The sequence below is a fragment of the Flavobacterium sp. MMS24-S5 genome, from assembly GCF_050320125.1.
In the GTDB taxonomy this organism is placed as follows: Bacteria; Bacteroidota; Bacteroidia; order Flavobacteriales; family Flavobacteriaceae; genus Flavobacterium; species Flavobacterium tyrosinilyticum.
In genome coordinates this window covers 195,121-211,770 of the sequence record NZ_CP190016.1, presented here as the reverse complement: position 1 = coordinate 211,770, position 16,650 = coordinate 195,121, and the positions used below count along the sequence as shown (strand labels likewise).

Annotated in this window: 9 protein-coding genes and 1 pseudogene; 5 read left to right on the top strand and 5 right to left on the bottom strand. The window is 35.7% G+C overall.

Features of this window, described 5'->3' with window-relative positions; translation table 11 throughout:
* Positions 1-58 precede the first annotated feature (58 nt).
* Both ACPWTF_RS00970 and ACPWTF_RS00965 read left to right on the top strand, forming a co-directional pair.
* On the top strand, positions 59-7,345 hold the full coding sequence (locus tag ACPWTF_RS00970) for a pectinesterase family protein (protein ID WP_427874015.1): 7,287 nt from the start codon (positions 59-61) through the stop codon (positions 7,343-7,345).
* A gap of 79 nt (positions 7,346-7,424) precedes the next feature.
* A complete protein-coding gene (locus ACPWTF_RS00965; RefSeq protein WP_427874014.1) occupies positions 7,425-8,081 on the top strand; it encodes a hypothetical protein in 657 nt (218 codons plus the stop codon).
* A 737-nt stretch (positions 8,082-8,818) separates the two neighbouring features.
* On the opposite strand, the gene ACPWTF_RS00960 is transcribed toward ACPWTF_RS00965, so the two are convergent.
* Complete coding sequence (locus ACPWTF_RS00960; protein ID WP_427874013.1) at positions 8,819-9,253, bottom strand: GNAT family N-acetyltransferase; 435 nt, start codon at positions 9,251-9,253, stop codon at positions 8,819-8,821.
* A 107-nt stretch (positions 9,254-9,360) separates the two neighbouring features.
* Between ACPWTF_RS00960 and ACPWTF_RS00955 the strand changes: the two genes are divergently transcribed.
* Positions 9,361-10,002, top strand: a complete 642-nt coding sequence (locus ACPWTF_RS00955; protein WP_427874012.1) for a threonine aldolase family protein — start codon at positions 9,361-9,363, stop codon at positions 10,000-10,002.
* 122 nt (positions 10,003-10,124) lie between these two features.
* On the opposite strand, the pseudogene ACPWTF_RS00950 reads toward ACPWTF_RS00955, so the two are convergent.
* Positions 10,125-10,317 (bottom strand): annotated as a pseudogene (locus tag ACPWTF_RS00950) (cold-shock protein).
* Between the two features lie 285 nt (positions 10,318-10,602).
* On the opposite strand from ACPWTF_RS00950, the gene ACPWTF_RS00945 reads away from it, so the two are divergent.
* Positions 10,603-11,547, top strand: coding sequence for an alpha/beta fold hydrolase (locus ACPWTF_RS00945; RefSeq protein ID WP_427874011.1), 945 nt, complete (start codon positions 10,603-10,605; stop codon positions 11,545-11,547).
* 143 nt (positions 11,548-11,690) lie between these two features.
* Here ACPWTF_RS00945 and ACPWTF_RS00940 read toward each other — a convergent pair whose 3' ends face one another.
* Complete coding sequence (locus ACPWTF_RS00940) at positions 11,691-11,996, bottom strand: hypothetical protein (protein WP_427874010.1); 306 nt, start codon at positions 11,994-11,996, stop codon at positions 11,691-11,693.
* 366 nt (positions 11,997-12,362) lie between these two features.
* On the opposite strand from ACPWTF_RS00940, the gene ACPWTF_RS00935 reads away from it, so the two are divergent.
* The gene (locus ACPWTF_RS00935) at positions 12,363-13,082 is read left to right on the top strand and encodes a hypothetical protein (protein ID WP_427874009.1); all 720 of its coding nucleotides are present in this window, start codon (positions 12,363-12,365) and stop codon (positions 13,080-13,082) included.
* Positions 13,083-13,225: 143 nt separating this feature from the next.
* Here the strand turns inward: ACPWTF_RS00935 and ACPWTF_RS00930 are convergent, their stop codons facing one another.
* The gene (locus ACPWTF_RS00930; RefSeq protein ID WP_427874008.1) at positions 13,226-14,044 is read right to left on the bottom strand and encodes an alpha/beta fold hydrolase; all 819 of its coding nucleotides are present in this window, start codon (positions 14,042-14,044) and stop codon (positions 13,226-13,228) included.
* Positions 14,045-14,278: 234 nt separating this feature from the next.
* A complete protein-coding gene (locus tag ACPWTF_RS00925) occupies positions 14,279-16,645 on the bottom strand; it encodes an FdhF/YdeP family oxidoreductase (protein WP_427874007.1) in 2,367 nt (788 codons plus the stop codon).
* Positions 16,646-16,650 lie beyond the last annotated feature (5 nt).

The window sequence follows — 16,650 nt, the reverse complement described above, 5'->3', positions numbered from 1 at the left end:
AGATACCAGAAAAAACTCTTTTGAAAACTATTACTAACTAAAACCATATTTAAACCAAATGAAAAAACAATTTTTTATTCATCTATTCCTCGTACTGTTTACAGTAATGGGGTTTTCTCAAACCATTGAGAAGATTGAAGCTGAAACATTTAACCAGGCTTCGGGAGCAAGGGCAGAAACCAATGCCGCTCGCTCGGGAGGCGGAAACGTAGGGTATATTAAAAACAATACCTGGATTAAATTTAATGCAGTTAATTTTACGGAATTTGTTACTCGTTTTGATATTGCGGCGGCGGGAGCAACTGGCGGAACTATAGAATTTAGATTGGGTTCTGCAACAGGAACCTTGATTGGTTCTGCAACGATATCAGGAAGTACAAGCTTTACCGATTACAAGAAGTTTTCGGCAGCCATTACGCCAACGAATGGTTCATTCGATCTGTATCTTGTTTTTCTTGGACCTGGAACAGGATATTTGTTTAATGTAGATTATTTCGAAAAAGTAACCGACAACCCAAATGCTGTGACGCACAAATTGACTGTAGATGTCAATCCGGCCTCATCTGGAACTGTTACACTTAATCCTGCTGGAACTACATTTGCAAAAGGAACCGAAATAAAATTGACTGCCAATAAAAATTTTGGCTACAATTTCAAGCAATGGGTAGATGATAAAGGAGCTGTTATTTCAACAACCAATCCGTTAACATATACTCTAAATGAAGACATGACTTTAGTCGCGCAGTATGATGCTGTACCAACATATACTTTAAGCGTAAATACAAACGGAGCTTTTGGTTTAGGCGACTATACGGTTTCTCCCGCAGGAAAAGATGGTGTATTTTCGGTTTATGAAATTGGAACCAATGTTACGATTACGGCAGTGGAGAACGATATTATAAAATTCAGCAATTGGGCTGATGGTTCCACTTCATTAAGTACTTCTGTAGTGATGAATGAAAATAAAACAGTTACAGGAACGTATGCCAATCAGACTTTTATTGCGGGATGGACGTTTAAAAATGATCAATATGCAAATCCGAGAGTGGCCGAATTGTATTCTAAGGTAGAAAATAGACCACAACTATTTGCCTATAATATGGCAGACAATGTTTTTGCACCGAATGTAAGACTCCAAAATAGAGGAGGAAAGAACGGATTTTGCGTCTGGAATAATGACAGAGGGAATTTTTATTATTTTATGACAACACTTTCAACGGTGGGTTATAAAAACATAAATGTTGCTTCGGGTTTTTTGGGTTATTATTATGGGTGTGATGAGTGGACATTCCAGTATTCATTAGACGGAGTAAATTTTGTGAATGTTTCGGCTCTAACGACAATCAATACTGGAACGATTACCAATATTGGCGGAGTTCTTCCTGCCGAAGCCGAAGGAAAGGAAAAGATCTATTTAAGATGGATTCCAAATATAAACGGACCAAAACACGGATCTGCAATTGATGTTACAGCTACAATTCTGTCCAATTTAATGATTAAAGCCGATGAGGTTTTGGTTAGCGATGCTGTTGCGCCAGTTTTAGAATCTTCATTTCCAACAGAATCAGCAGGTTCTGTGGCGGCAAATGGAAGCATTATTTTAAACTATAATGAACAGGTTCAATCAGGAACAGGAAATGCAGTTTTAAATGGTAAAAATTTAAATGCCGAGTTTGTAAACAAAACAGTAAAGTTTAGCTATTTCGGATTGGAATATAACAAGCAATATACTTTTACGATTCCAGCTGGATTTGTAAAAGACCTTTCTGGAAATGACGGTTCAGCTGTTGCTTTGTCATTTAAAACAATGGAAAAGCCCATTCCTGCCAAACGTAAATTTGATCTAATTGTAGATGCAGATGCTACAGTAGATCAAATTGCCTCAGGAAAATATGTAAAGACAATTGCAGAAGCTTTTAATGCTGCACCTAATAATTCGGCATCCAGATTTTTGGTGCTGATTGCCAACGGGACTTATAATTTGGGTGGAGACGGAACAAATCCGCAGGATGTGGTTTTAAAGCTTCCATCAGGAAAGAATAACGTTTCGCTGGTTGCACAATCTAAAGACAAAGTCATTCTGCAGGGAAATCCAGGATGGGGAATTAAAAATGCTGTTCTCTCTATTGAAGCAAATGATTTGTATATGGAAAATGTAACCATCGAACACAAAGACGGAATTACAACTTCTGGACAAAGACCTGCATTAAACCCTGCCGGAGATCGAAATGTTTATAATGGAGTTCGCCTTAGAAGCAAGCAAGACACGCAAGTAACCGGAGGAAAAAGAAGTTTTTACTATAAATCTACGATCGAAGGAGATGTTGATTTTATCTGTGGCGGCGGAACGCATTGGTTTGAAGAGTGCAAGCTGGTTTCTGTTGCTGCAGGTTATATCGTAGCGCCAAATCATGATACGGCTACTCAATACGGTTATATCTTTAATAACAATACCATTACTGCTTCGACAAGTTATTATTTAGGGCGTCCTTGGCAAAATGCACCAAGAGCTGTTTATCTTAACACCAAAATGATGACTGAACCTAATACAGCCGGTTGGGCAAGTATGGGAACTGTACCAGCACTTTTTGCCGAATACAATAGCGTAAATGGAAATGGCGTAGCAGTAAATACCGATAACAGAACTAATATATTTACAGTAAACGGCGTTGCCCAGACAGGAAATTATAATCCAGTTTTGACCAAAGCGCAAGCTGATGAATTTACGATAGATAATGTATTAAGCGGAACAGACAAATGGGATCCGCGCAGAGTGGTTGAGCAAATTACAAAACCTTCAAATCTTGTGGTATCTGCAGCTAATACTTTAAAATGGGATGAAAATCCGTATGCAATATGTTATGTGATTAGCAAAGAGGGTAAAGTTTTAGGCATTACAACAGAAGCTACTTTTGCAGATCCTTCAGCGGTTGCGGGAACTTATACATATACTGTTCAAGCAGCAAATGAATACGGTGGATTAAGCGATTTGAGTAGTATTAGTATGGCTATTAATGGAGGAGCGACTAAATCTTCAATTACTTATTTAAATTCAATTGATGGAACTCCTTTATCAGGTTTAACTCCGATAGAATATACTGAGGGTACAATAGCAAAATTGCCAACTCCAACTTTAGTAGGATATACGTTTTATGGATGGTCGTCTTCTGGCACCACAGCAAATACATTAAATGAAATTGCTACTACAGCAACAGGAAATCAAACTTTATATGCTTTCTGGGGATCTGGAGGGAATAATAAGCCAAATGAAGTTATACCACCTTCAAATTTTGATTACGAATTTACTGCGGCAGTAAATAAAAGTTGGGACAATGCAGGAAATTATAATCCAGCTGTAATGCCAGTTGCAGGTAAAACCGTTTCTTGCACCAAAGAAATCGAAACAACCGCAACAGTTTTTCCTGCCGATATGACTTTATCTGATGCAGGAACGCTTCGCTTGAGAGGTGCTCATAAAGCTACAGGTGTATTGACTTTTAAAGAAGGAACGAGAGTATATTATAATACAAGTGGTGCAGGCATGGCTTTAGAAGCGCCGATGGTCATTTCTGGAAATGTGAAATTCGAAATGATTTCGGGTATTGCCAATCAAACCATAATGACTTTAAGCGGTCCCGTATCAGGAAACGGAACCATTTCGCCTTTAAATATCGGTCAAGGTGTTAATGCCAATACAGGAACTCTGCTTCTTAAAGGTGATAACAGCGAATTTATCGGTACTTGGGATCTTACACAGAAAAGCACAAAATTCCCAGCATTAAATTATCCAACGGTAATTGAAGGCGCTTCTGCAAATGCTTTTGGTTCTGGGACTATTAAAATAGGTCAGGATAATTATGTTATTTTCAGCCATGAACGTGCAGCTGGTTCCACTTTAAATTTAAATATCACAGAAAATGGTAAAGCGTCATTAAATATTGTTTTAAATGTTCAAAAACTTACTATTAATGGAGTAGATTTTAAAGAAGGAACTTACGATAAAACGACAAATCCTGAATTCTTTAACGGAGAAGGAAAGATTGAAGTTAAAAAAGAAGTAACAGGAGGAGGGACTGAAAGCATTCCTGCATTTCCAGGAGCCGAAGGTTATGGAAAATATGTAACAGGAGGCCGTGGCGGAAAAGTAATTTATGTAACAAATCTAAACGATTCTGGAGCGGGCTCGCTTCGTGATGCGATTGGTCAGGCTGGTCATAGAATTGTTGTTTTTAAAGTTTCGGGAAATATTGAATTAAAAAGCGAATTAAATATTACTGATAATATTACAATTGCAGGACAAACAGCTCCAGGAGGCGGTATAACTTTAAAAGATTATAATGTTAAAGTAAGAGGAAATAACATTATTCTGCGCTATTTGCGCTTTAGAATGGGAGATACTCATGATGTGGAGAACGATGCTTTAGGAGGACGTTTTCAAAAAAATATCATTGTAGATCACTGCTCTATGAGCTGGTCAACAGACGAATGTGTTTCTTTTTATCAAAATGAGAACTTTACGCTGCAATGGTGTATCATTTCTGAAAGCCTTAGGAATTCTGTTCACGCAAAAGGAGCCCACGGATATGGCGGTGTTTGGGGTGGTAGAAACGCTTCTTTCCATCATAATCTGTTAGCGAATCATGATAGTCGTAATCCAAGGTTGGGAGAATATGCAAATGATATTTTTGCAAAAACAGATTTGGTTGACATTCGTAACAACATTATTTATAATTGGGGCGGAAACAGCTGTTATGGCGGAGATGCCATGAATGTGAATTTGGTAAATAATTATTGGAAACCAGCACCTGGGACTTCAAATTCGACTAAAGAACGTATCCTGTCAACAGGAAGAAGTTTGGACACTACTTCGCCTTTATACGGAATTTGGGGAAAATATTTTGTTGACGGAAATTATGTTGTTGGATCAGAAAGAGCCACTCAAGATAACTGGACATACGGAGTTTATAGCCAATTTCATGGCAGCCAGCTTCCTGTGAGCGATGCAGATAAAGCTTCAATCAAAATTAGCGTACCTCATGCTTTTGGAGAAATCACAACTCATAGCGCTACAAAAGCGTATGAATTGGTTCTAGAAAATGCAGGTGCCAATTTATACAGAGATACTGTAGATAAAAGAGCAGTAGAGGATACTCGTTCTGGTACGGCAAGTATTATGAATGGTGGAAATGGAAGTACAAACGGTTATATCGATACGCCTTCAGCAGCTGGAGGGTGGCCAGTATTACCTTCTGGAGAAGCTCCAACAGATACAGACGGTGACGGTATGCCTGATAAATGGGAAACAGAAAAAGGATTAAATCCTGCCAGTTCAGCAGATGGCAATTTAAAAACGATTGACGGCAAGTATACCAACGTTGAGGTTTACATCAACAGTCTTGTAAATCATATTACAGAGAACCAAAACGGGAGTTTAGATGTTTATGTAAACCCTCAGAATTTTGTTGAAAAATACAATGCTGCTGAAAACGGATCAAAATTCATAATGGCAAGCGGTACTTATACAGCTTCAGCTAATCTTGCTGTTAAAAACCATAAATATACATTTATTCCGGATGCCAATGCAAAACCTGTTTTCACAGCATCTTTCGCTTCAGAAAACCCAGAAATTGTTTCAGGAAGCTTCAGTTTTGATGGTGTTGATTTTGATTTAACGAATGCTGGTGCAAGTTTGCTTCAATTGAAAAAAGGGGCAAGTGTGTCAAGTTTTGAAATTAAAAATTCGACTATCAAAGGAATTAAACAAAGTTTATTAGTTACCGATGGAGTTTCAGAGAATGTGATTTCTAAAATTGTTATAGAAAATTGCATTGTTGACGGAAGTGCAGCAGCAGGAGGAAGTTTTATTCAGCCGGATTCTCGCATTGTAAATTCGATTTCGGTTAAAAATTCGACTATTTTCAATTTCGAGAAGGCAAATAGCTTTTTAGTTCTTCAAAATAAAAATGCTGCAACTCAAACACTAAACATCGCTTTTGAAAGCAATACGATTTACAATTCAGGCAATCAAAACGGAAATGGATTTGTGTTTGTAGACAATCAGTATAATAGTGCCTCTGTTTATTCTTTCAAAAATAACATTATCCAAGACGAGCGAGAGAATGCAAAACCGCTTTATTTATTTAATTCTAATAATGCTGCAGGAGCAGGAAAACTGGTTTTAGACAATAATCTTCTTGTTGGCGTTTCTTCTCAGATAGTGAAAGGAGCGGTTACTGTGGGAGAGTCTAATATTAAGACATTATTAGGTTTAGGGATGGTGGCACTAGCATACCCAAATCCAGTGCAAGGTAATTTTAGCTTTTCTAAAAATTCTCCATTAGCCAAGGCATCGTTAGAAGGAAATGTTTTGGGAGATCCAAGATGGCTAAAAGCAGATGCTAAGTTTTCTAAAATAAGCTATTTTAATTCTATTGACGGAAAAGCCATTATACTGGATCCTGCCGAATACATGGAAGGTGCGGTTACAAACTTAAAAATTCCAAAATTAGAAGGCTATACTTTCTTTGGATGGTCTGCAACAGCAACAACGCCTGGATTATTAAAAACGATTGCGGCAACTACTACAGGAAATCAAGTCTTTTATGCTTTTTGGGGAGAAGGAGGAAACAACAAACCAGATCCAAAACCAATTGTTAAATCGGGTGTTTCTTATTTAAATTCAATTGATGGACATGCTATTTCTGGTTTAAATCCGATAGAATATACAGAAGGTACAGTATTAGCATTACCAGTACCAGCCTTAAAAGATTATACTTTTTACGGATGGTCGGTTTCACCAACAGCCCCTAATACTATAAAAGAAATTGCCAGCACTACAACAGGAAATCAGACCTTTTATGCCTTTTGGGGAGTAGACGGAAATAATAAACAGGATGAACCGCCTACTTTTTATAGCATTTCGTACTTGAATTTACCTGCAGGAGCAGTTAACCCAAATAAAACGACTTTGCAAACAGGCATTGCTTTTACATTAGAAGAAGCACAATGTTCGGGTTATCGTTTTTTAGGATGGTATGCAGATGCTTTGTACGGAAAAGAAATAACAGGTTTTAGCATTACGCAGAAAGATAATATTACGCTTTACGGACGCTGGAAAAAACTTGGAGAGTTTTTAGTTTTTCCAACGGTAGCTTCAGGAAAATTGACCTTAAAATCTAGTGCAGAATTTGATCAATTGGTTATTTTCAGTATGAACGGACTTTTGGTTAAAAAAGTTGATGCAATTGGCGCTGAAACAGAGATATCGGTTTCTGATTTGGCTTCTGGCAGTTATTTCATTAAAAGTCTTAAGACGGGACAGACAGCTAGAATTATTGTTAAATAAGTTTATGATTCGGGATGAATTTTAATGCTCATCCCGAATAACAAAAGCAGAGTTTTTTAAAATTAAAATCATCATAGATATGAATAATAATATAAAATTATTAGTCTTGGCTTGTATAATGATACTGTCTTCGTGTTCAGGTGAGAGTGAAAGTGGCCAAGATACTAATGCAAACAAAGGATTTCTAAAAATTGGGAGTCAGACGGTAGAATTATCGCAAGGCTATCTGGAGAATTTTGGTATTCGCGGAAATGCCTATAATATTGATTTTTCGTTGCGATCTAAGTCTATTTCTGCTGCTGAGGATGGAGCAGTAGTTTACTTCGAATTGTTTTCTTCTCTTCAAAATAATTTAGCAAAAGGAGATTATAGTTATGGAGGTTTTTCTGAAGCAACAGCTTATACTTTTACAAAATGGGGACAATCTTTATTGGGGAAAAATATCAATGCGGAAAAAGGTGCTCTGTCGATTACAGACGGCACTAGCATTCGGCCAACTGAGGGAACTTTTAAAGTTACCGAAAATGGAGAAAAATATAAAGTTAGTTTTGCCGGGAAAGGTACTGCAAGCATTTATAAAGACGGCGTAATTGCGGCAACTCAGAATAATGTTTCTTTTAGTATGCAGTATTTTGGAGATGTAAAGAAATCAGAGGGTAAGATATTTAGTTCTTCAGCTGGGAAAAAAGGTTTGAGCCCAATCGCAGAGAAGGATCATTCCCCAATTTTTAATTAAATTATGATGTCATAATTTAAATATAATTAATCTAAAGCCTGAATTTTTCAGGCTTTATTTTTTTTAAACAAACTCTTTTAAATTCTATAATTTTATTAGTTAATTTTTCGACGGAATCGACGCTTTACATTAAATATTTGAGATTTTTTATAAATGTCTTATTAAGCTAACGCTTATTTTTTATATTTGTTTCAACTACTAAGATTAAATGTTCTCTTGAAACATGAATATTTTGGCAAATTATTGGACACAAAACAAATGATGTTTTTGTAAGACTTTATTTTGTAAAATTTGTACCTTATTTTTACCTCGAGATTATCTAACCCTTATGAAATAAGGATTGCGAATTTCTGTATTGGCAAATAGAAGGAGCAAAGCAACAATAACAATAGTAAGATACTTGTTCCCTATTACAATAAAATAAAAACAACTTTAAAAGGGGCTTATAAAAAGGATAAACTAAGAGCTGACATAAACGAAAAAATTGGATTTGTTAAAGAAATAGTCCTTTATTGGATTTACAGGTTATGTAAAAAAAATGATATATGGATTTTTAAACCAAAGCTGTTTAATGAATGGCTTTGGTTAAAATCCAGCTGTATTTCAAGTTCGATCTATCTTTTTTCAGACTTAAATTATTTCATTAAATTTGTAGGAATAAATGAGCTTACCTTAGTTATTAATAGAGCTTTTCTGTTGTGCATTTTAGAATAAAAACTTTCGTTTTCATGTTTTTATCAGTGTAGTTTTTTTGATAGATATATCCTTCGATGCCCTTTTGGAAAATCTTTAATTTCACCAATTGGCTCATATCCGTTTTTTAAATAGAAATTTTCTGCTTGAAAGTCAAATGTATCCAGCATTGAGATTTCGGCTCCTTTTTCTTTTGCTGTTTTTTCAGCATATTGTAAAAGTAAAGTTCCAATCCCTCTTTTTCTATAACTTTCTTCTACCCACAAAACTTTTATTTCAAGGTCATTCCAATATCCAAGTTCTGCTAATATTCCGCCAATCTCAGTTCCTTTTTCATTTTTGACTGTAAATTCTAATGGAGTGTAAATATGATTAGTTGCTGAAACTTTACTTAAATTGTATTCAATAATTCCATCGATTATTTTTTTTGTGCTTTTCCTATCACAATTTTCAACAGTAAATTCAAAAGTTTTTTCCATTTATGAAAGATTTTATTTAATTGCTATTTTTACATCGGCTACAATCGAATCTAAATTATTTTAGAATCACTAATTGTCATTAAAAAAGAAAAGCTAATATATTATTTTTGAAAATATTTTTGATCATTGTCAGAAGAATGTTGGAAAAACAGCTTAACTTATTTCTTTTTATGGACGGTGCCCGACTCGGCCATGCGCTTACTGCTGAAGCTAATGATCTTACCTTATCTGTTGTTTCAAATCTTACCGATGTGTTTTATATAGGTGGGACAAAAAACGGTACTCTTGTCGGCGAAGCTATTGTATTTAAGAATTCACAGCTGTGCAGTGAGTTTGACTATGTTCTCAAACAACGTGGTGCGCTTCTGGCAAAAGGAAGGGTGTTAGGAATCCAGTTCTATGAACTCTTTAAGGAAGATTTGTATTTTGTTCTGGCAGAAAAAGCCAATAAGTATGCTGCGCAGATTGCCGAAGCGATTAAAGAGGCCGATTATGAATTTTTAACCGAATCTGCCACCAACCAGATTTTTCCGATTATGCCTAAAACTGTGATTTCTTCGCTACATGAAAAGTTTGCATTTTATGTCTGGAAAGAGATTGAGGAGAGCAGGGCAGCAGTACGTTTAATCACTTCTTGGGCAACGGATCAGAAAAGCGTGGATGAAATTATAGAGGATATTAAAACAGCAGCGTTCCGGAATAGCAGCTTCGTCGTATGCTTAAAAAAAGGTTTGCCAGTACGTCTTTAAGCGAAAAAGTTGCCATCACAAATGAAATTCCTGTGGATCATATAATAATGATTAGGAATCATTTAAATAAAAAAGCACCTGTTTTTGGACAGGTGCTTTATAAACTTGTACTATAGTATATATTATGCTACGATTACGTTTACTGCGTTTGGCACCTTTTCGGCCTTCTTGGATGTCATATCGAACTGAATCGTTTTCACGGATGTTTTCCGATAGACCTGAGGCATGGACAAAAATTTCGTTTCCTCCATCATTAGGAGTTATAAATCCGAATCCTTTTTCCTCATTGAAAAATTTTACTGTACCTTCTTGCATATTAAATATTTAATTTGGTCAAATGTACTCTATTAAATAATAGCAGCTTAGGAAATAATTTTAAATTATGTTTTAATTAACTTTAAATAAAAACAATTGCATATTTATGTATAGTTACAGATAAAGAATTTTTTAAATAAATTGGGTAGGAAGTAGCATTAATTTGGTTTGAAAAAGAGAAAAAAGATTTTTGCTAGGATTAAATTTAATATTTTAATGTGTTAAAATATTAAAAATCATTATTTTAGTTGGAAAGAATTATTCAGATAATCCAATTGTAAACTAATGAAAAATAAAGTAAATCTGGCACTCATTCTTCTGGTTCTGTTTTTAGGCAGATCATTTGCACAGACCCATTATGATACTCTATCAATCGGCAGAATAAAACAGGTAATCTCATATAAAGGAAATAATGATTTGCCTTTAATCTTATTTTTACATGGCGGTCAGGGCAGTTCTAGAATGAACCAAGCTGATGTTTTCTCGGGCAAACTTCAAAATCACTTTACGGTTGTGCAGTGGGACCAAAGGGAAACGGGCAGGACACTTGCTTTAAACCGATCGTCTGTACCTATTACATTGGAATTAATGGAAAATGATACTTATGAACTCCTACAGCTTCTTTTGAAAAAATTCAATAAAAAGAAACTCTATCTTGTTGGGGAATCGTGGGGAACCGTTCTTGGTTTTAAAATGGCTGAAAAACATCCTGAGCTACTGAGTGCTTATATCGCTTTTAGTCCTGTAGTGAATCAGAGCAGAAGTGAACAATTACTGCTTAGCAAACTGAAAGCAGATGCAAAAGAAAAAGGAAATCTTACAGCTGAAAAAGAGCTCAATACAGTTAAAATTCCTTTTGAAAAATACGAATCGCTATATTATTCCAGAAAATGGATGTTTAATTACGATGGTAAGCCATTAGCAGATAAAGACACTACTGCCGTGAAAGAGTATCTTAAAAGCTGGTCTGAAATATGGTTACCTACTTGGAATAAGGCCGTCAATCAAAATCTTCCAAAAGAACTTCCAAAAATTAATTGTCCGGTTTATTTTTTCATCGGGAAGAAAGATTTCCAGACTAATCATGTCATTGCAGAAGACTATTTTAAACATCTCAAAGCGCCAAAGAAGAAAATATTCCTGTTTGAAGATGCTGGACATTCTGTACTTATGGAAAAGCCTGAAGAAATTCAAAAAATAATTATCGAACAAATCCTAGATAAAAATTAAAAGCTGATCATAAATAATAGGAGTCAATTCTGATGCTGAACGGAGTTTTATAGAAAAAAAACTGATACCAATATGGTACACAGTAATTGCAAATAGATTTCTCCACCGATAATTCTGTCGTTTTTTATTTTTACCCCTTCTGTTTAATAATAGGTTGATTCTACATATGGATTGTAGATATCTGCATCCCATTGATTATCATTAAACTCATCCAAAAGTTGATCGTCAGATTCTGGATCAATTATGCTTTCGTATTCGTTTAGGTCATGGGTTGCATGCAAAAACTCGCAGTCAAAGTCTGGTTCATCTTCACTTTTATGGTATAAATCGCCTAAAAGCTTTGAATTTTGTTTGTGCTGAATTGCTGTATTTGTGAAATTCATGTCAGATTGTGTGCCGGATTGAGAAACTGATATAACAACCGGAAGGATTGCTGTTGCTTTTTTCATAATGTAATTCATTTCGTTTTGTATATATTGCATATGCCAAAAATAATGTGACCTGCAATCTTTTTAGTTATACAATTTTGCTGTGGAGTTATATAATATCTTATCGATTACTATTTTTTTTCATTTTTTGCATTGCATAAGAGAGCAGGGGATAAAGTTGACACGAGAAATATTCCATGCGGTTAAATGTAAATCGTGTGGTATTTTTTTTTGTATTTTCGTGAGGATTGTAATTTACGAACAGTTTCAAACTGCCAAAATAGTACGCTGTAAATCTTAAGTGAATTTTTTTGCAGTATAAGAAAAGCATGGTTTGGTTTTAATTTTAAAAGTTTTTGATTTTGAGTTTTTTAACACTATTACGAAATGATTTATAATAAAGAAAATTTTCCAAAAGTATCTTCTGAACGCCATATCTCAGCTACTCTGTTAATGTATTTGATGTTTGGATTATTGTGCTTGGCAATGCTTTCTTTATTTATTGCAATACCTTTGAGTATGCAGTTGGAGCATAACAGTCCTTTATCTCAAGGAGAGCTAATCTTTGACCTTATATATTTTCCCCTACTGCTTTGGGCGATCTGGATTTTATTTAAGAATTACCAGCGTCAGAAACAGAAGAAGGTCATTTCAATTTCTGTAGATCGTTATGGCATGCACCAACATCAGTATAGTGGCAATGTCGAAAGCATTCTATATGAGGATCTGGAAAAGAGCAGCGAGGCTTACGTAAGTGATATCGATAGAAAAATAGGAACAAAATATTCGCCTAGCTATATTTTTGGATTTAAGAACGGGAAGCAGATTCCCATTCATTTTTCCAGAGCTGATAACGGGATGACTTATATCCCTAAAAATAAATATCTGCTGATTGGTCATTTTCTGCAGGGCGTCGTTTTATTTTGCCCGCACATTAAGATTTCCCCGACTGTCTATGCGGATTATTTTATTAATCCTGAAACTTTTGAATTTAATAGAAAAGCCCAGACAATTATATATTTGCTAGTTCTTATTGTTCTGATCGCGATACTACTTTTAATCGATTTATTTATAAAATATACTAAAGGGTTCTCGATATTATTCTAAAGTAAAAATGCTAGATTTCTTGCATTGAATAGGAGTAATTCATGTAATGATGAGGTTTTCTCAAACGATGTCTTTTTGTGCTATAAAAAAGCCATTAAACATTACATCTAATGGCCTTTTATTCTTGTTTTTACTTGGCATTCTTATTTTTTGATAAACTCTAAAATATCTTTATTGATAGTTTCTGCCTCTGTTGTTGGCATACCATGAGGAAATCCAGGATAAGAAATTAATTTTCCATTTTTCAAAAGAGCTGCTGCTTTAGGAGCCTGATTATATGGAACGATTTGATCATCTTCTCCGTGAAGTACCAAGACTGGTATGTCTAAACTTTTCAAATCTTCAGTAAAATCGGATTCAGAGAAAGCTTTAATGCCTTCATAATGAGCCAGTACAGAACCCATCATTCCCTGACGCCACCAATTGTGTTTAATTCCTTCCTGAACTGTTTTTCCTTCACGGTTCCATCCATAAAATGGAATAGGGAAATCATAGAAGTATTGTGATCTGCTAGATCCAGTTCCTTCTCTAATTTCATCAAAAACTGATAATGGCACACCATCTGGATTGGCTTCATTTTGTATCATAATTGGCGTTACGGCACTAATGATAACTGCTTTTGCAACGCGGCCTTTTCCATATTTTGCTGCGTAACGAATTACTTCGCCTCCGCCAGTTGAGTGGCCAATATGAATCGCATCTTTTAAGTCAAGTGCAGCGGTTAATTCTGCTACGTCTGCAGCATAGGTTTCCATATTGTTGCCTTCAGAACTTTGACCAGAACGACCGTGTCCGCGTCTGTCATGAGCAATAACTCTATATCCTTGTTTTAAGAAGAACATCATTTGCGCATCCCAGTCGTCTGCTGATAAAGGCCATCCGTGGTGAAAAACGATAGGTTGTCCTGTTCCCCAATCTTTATAATAAATTTCTGTTCCGTCTTTTACTGTAATTGTGCTCATTTTTTTGGTTTTAAGATTAATAAAATTAAGAGTATCCTAATTTTGGTATTGTCGTTAAATTCTAAGTTTTTATCATTTTTTATTTGACTTAGATTTCTTTGACAAATTTATAGAGGAAGAGTAGAGTAGTCGATTAACCTAGATTAAGTAATGAATTGTAACAGCGCTATTACTATTTTTAATCTAAATAAATGCCTCAAAAGTCTTCGCTAACTTATTTTTATTTGAAAAGAATTATATGTGTTTTATCTTTTCGTAGATGGCGGGATCGTGTTTTTTTACTTTTATTTTCACGTATTTAGAAGCTGGCATATTACTTTCTTTCACCACATTATTTACAGAAACCAAAACATTGGTTTCAGGAAAATAAGTGACTGTATTTCGCTCTGGAATTTGATAAGAAACAATAAGGAATAAAGGCGCAATTCTTTCAATGCCATCATTATAATTAAAGAGATCTACTTTGTCTCCCGCTTTAAATCCTGCTTTATCAATATCATTTTGATTCATGAAAATAACACGGCGTTCATTTTTTATTCCCCTATAGCGGTCATCCATACCATAAATAGTAGTATTAAACTGGTCATGCGTACGAGTTGTGGCCATCATATATTCATCTGGTTCCAATTCATTATCCGGAATTTCAGTCAAAGTAAATGCCGCACGATCAGCAGATTCTTTAGCCGTAAATTGACCATGACGAGGAGCATTAGGCAAATAAAAACCGCCCTTTTCGCGAACTCTACTATTGTAATTTTCAAAACCGGGAATACAATTTTCTATAGCTTCTCTCACATCATCATAACTGTCGTGGTATCGCTTCCAGTCGATAACTGATTTTTCTCCAAGAACCGCCATCGCCATTCGGCAGACAATTTGAGTTTCGTTTATCAATTGATCCGAGATAGGTTTAAGCACGCCTTTTGAAGACTGCACCACGCCCATAGAATTTTCTGTACTAATAATCTGCACTTCTCCGTTAACGATATCCATATCACTTCGGGAAAGCGTAGGAAGAATAAGAGATTCTTTTCCGTGAATCAAATGGCCTCTATTGAGTTTTGTCGAGACACACACCAGCAGTTTCAGTTTTCGAAATGCTTCTGCGGTATAAGTCGTATCTGGTGCCGCCGATAGAAAATTACCGCCCATGCAGAACATAAATTTTACTTTCTCTTCATGAATCGCTTTTATCGTTCCAACCACATCATAACCGTGATTTCTCGGCGGATTAAATCCAAAGTAATTTTGAAGACGATCTAATTGCTCATTTGTAGGTTTTTCATCAATAAGCATGGTTCGGTTTCCCTGCACATTGCTGTGTCCGCGAACGGGACAGACTCCTGCGCCGGGTTTACCAATACTTCCTTTAATCAATAAAATATTGACAATCTCTCGGATCATATCGACACCATTTGGCTGCTGGGTAAGTCCCATTCCCCAGCAAACAATAATTCTTTTTTTGAAAGCCAGTATTTCTGCCGCTTCTATAATTAAATCTTTTGGAACTCCAGATAGAAAGGCAAGATGATCCAAGTCTAAATTTTCAAACTGCTTCTCAAAATTTTCAAAACCAGTTGTTTTGTCTTTGATAAATTCATGATCAAAAACTTGACCTGGGTTTTTCTTTTCCAATTCAATTAGCAAAAGTTCAATAGCTTTTAAAAGTGCCATATCACCATTTATTTTTATCGGAAGAAAAAGATCGGTAAGTTTTCCGCCTGATCCAATTATCCCTTTTATAGCCTGCGGATTGTGGAATCCCATTAAGCCAGCTTCGGGTAACGGATTAACCGCAATAATTTTTGCGCCATTTTTTTTGCCTTTTTCTAGAGCACTCAGCATTCTCGGAGCATTCGTTCCTGGATTTTGTCCGATTATCACAATCACATCTGTATCATAAAAATCTTCTAAAGTAACCGTTCCTTTTCCAATTCCGATTGTAGTTTTCAAAGCCGTTCCAGAGGTTTCGTGACACATATTGGAACAATCTGGCATATTGTTGGTTCCGAATTCTTTTGCAAAAAGCTGATAAAGAAAGGAAGCTTCATTACTGGTTCTTCCCGAAGTATAAAAGGCCGCTTCATTTGGAGATTCAAGCGCATTTAAATGGGAAGCAATTTTTTTAAAAGCTTCATTCCAACTTATGGGCTCATAATGTGTACCGCCAACGGGTAAATACATCGGTTCCGTCAATCTTCCCATTTTTCCAATTTGATAATCGTCTAATTTTGAAAGACTGTAAACAGAGTTTTCTTTAAAGAAAGCAGCATCAACTTTTTTGGTTGTAGCTTCTTCAGCCAAGGCTTTTGCTCCATTTTCACAATATTCGCCCAATGGAGATCTATCGTCATCAGGATCTGGCCATGCGCAGCTGGAGCAGTCAAAACCGCCCATTTGATTCATTTTAAACAAAGCCTTGCCGCCTCTTAGAATGGTTTTATCTTCTATAAGATCGCTTACCGCAGCCATAACCGCAGGAACGCCAGCAGCCCATTTTTCTACTTTTGTTAATTTAAGTTTCGAAAGCTGGTACGGATTTTCTGCTTCAGGTAATTTATGGGTTAAATCATCTGTTTTTTGTTGTGGATCTTTCTTCATTGTAT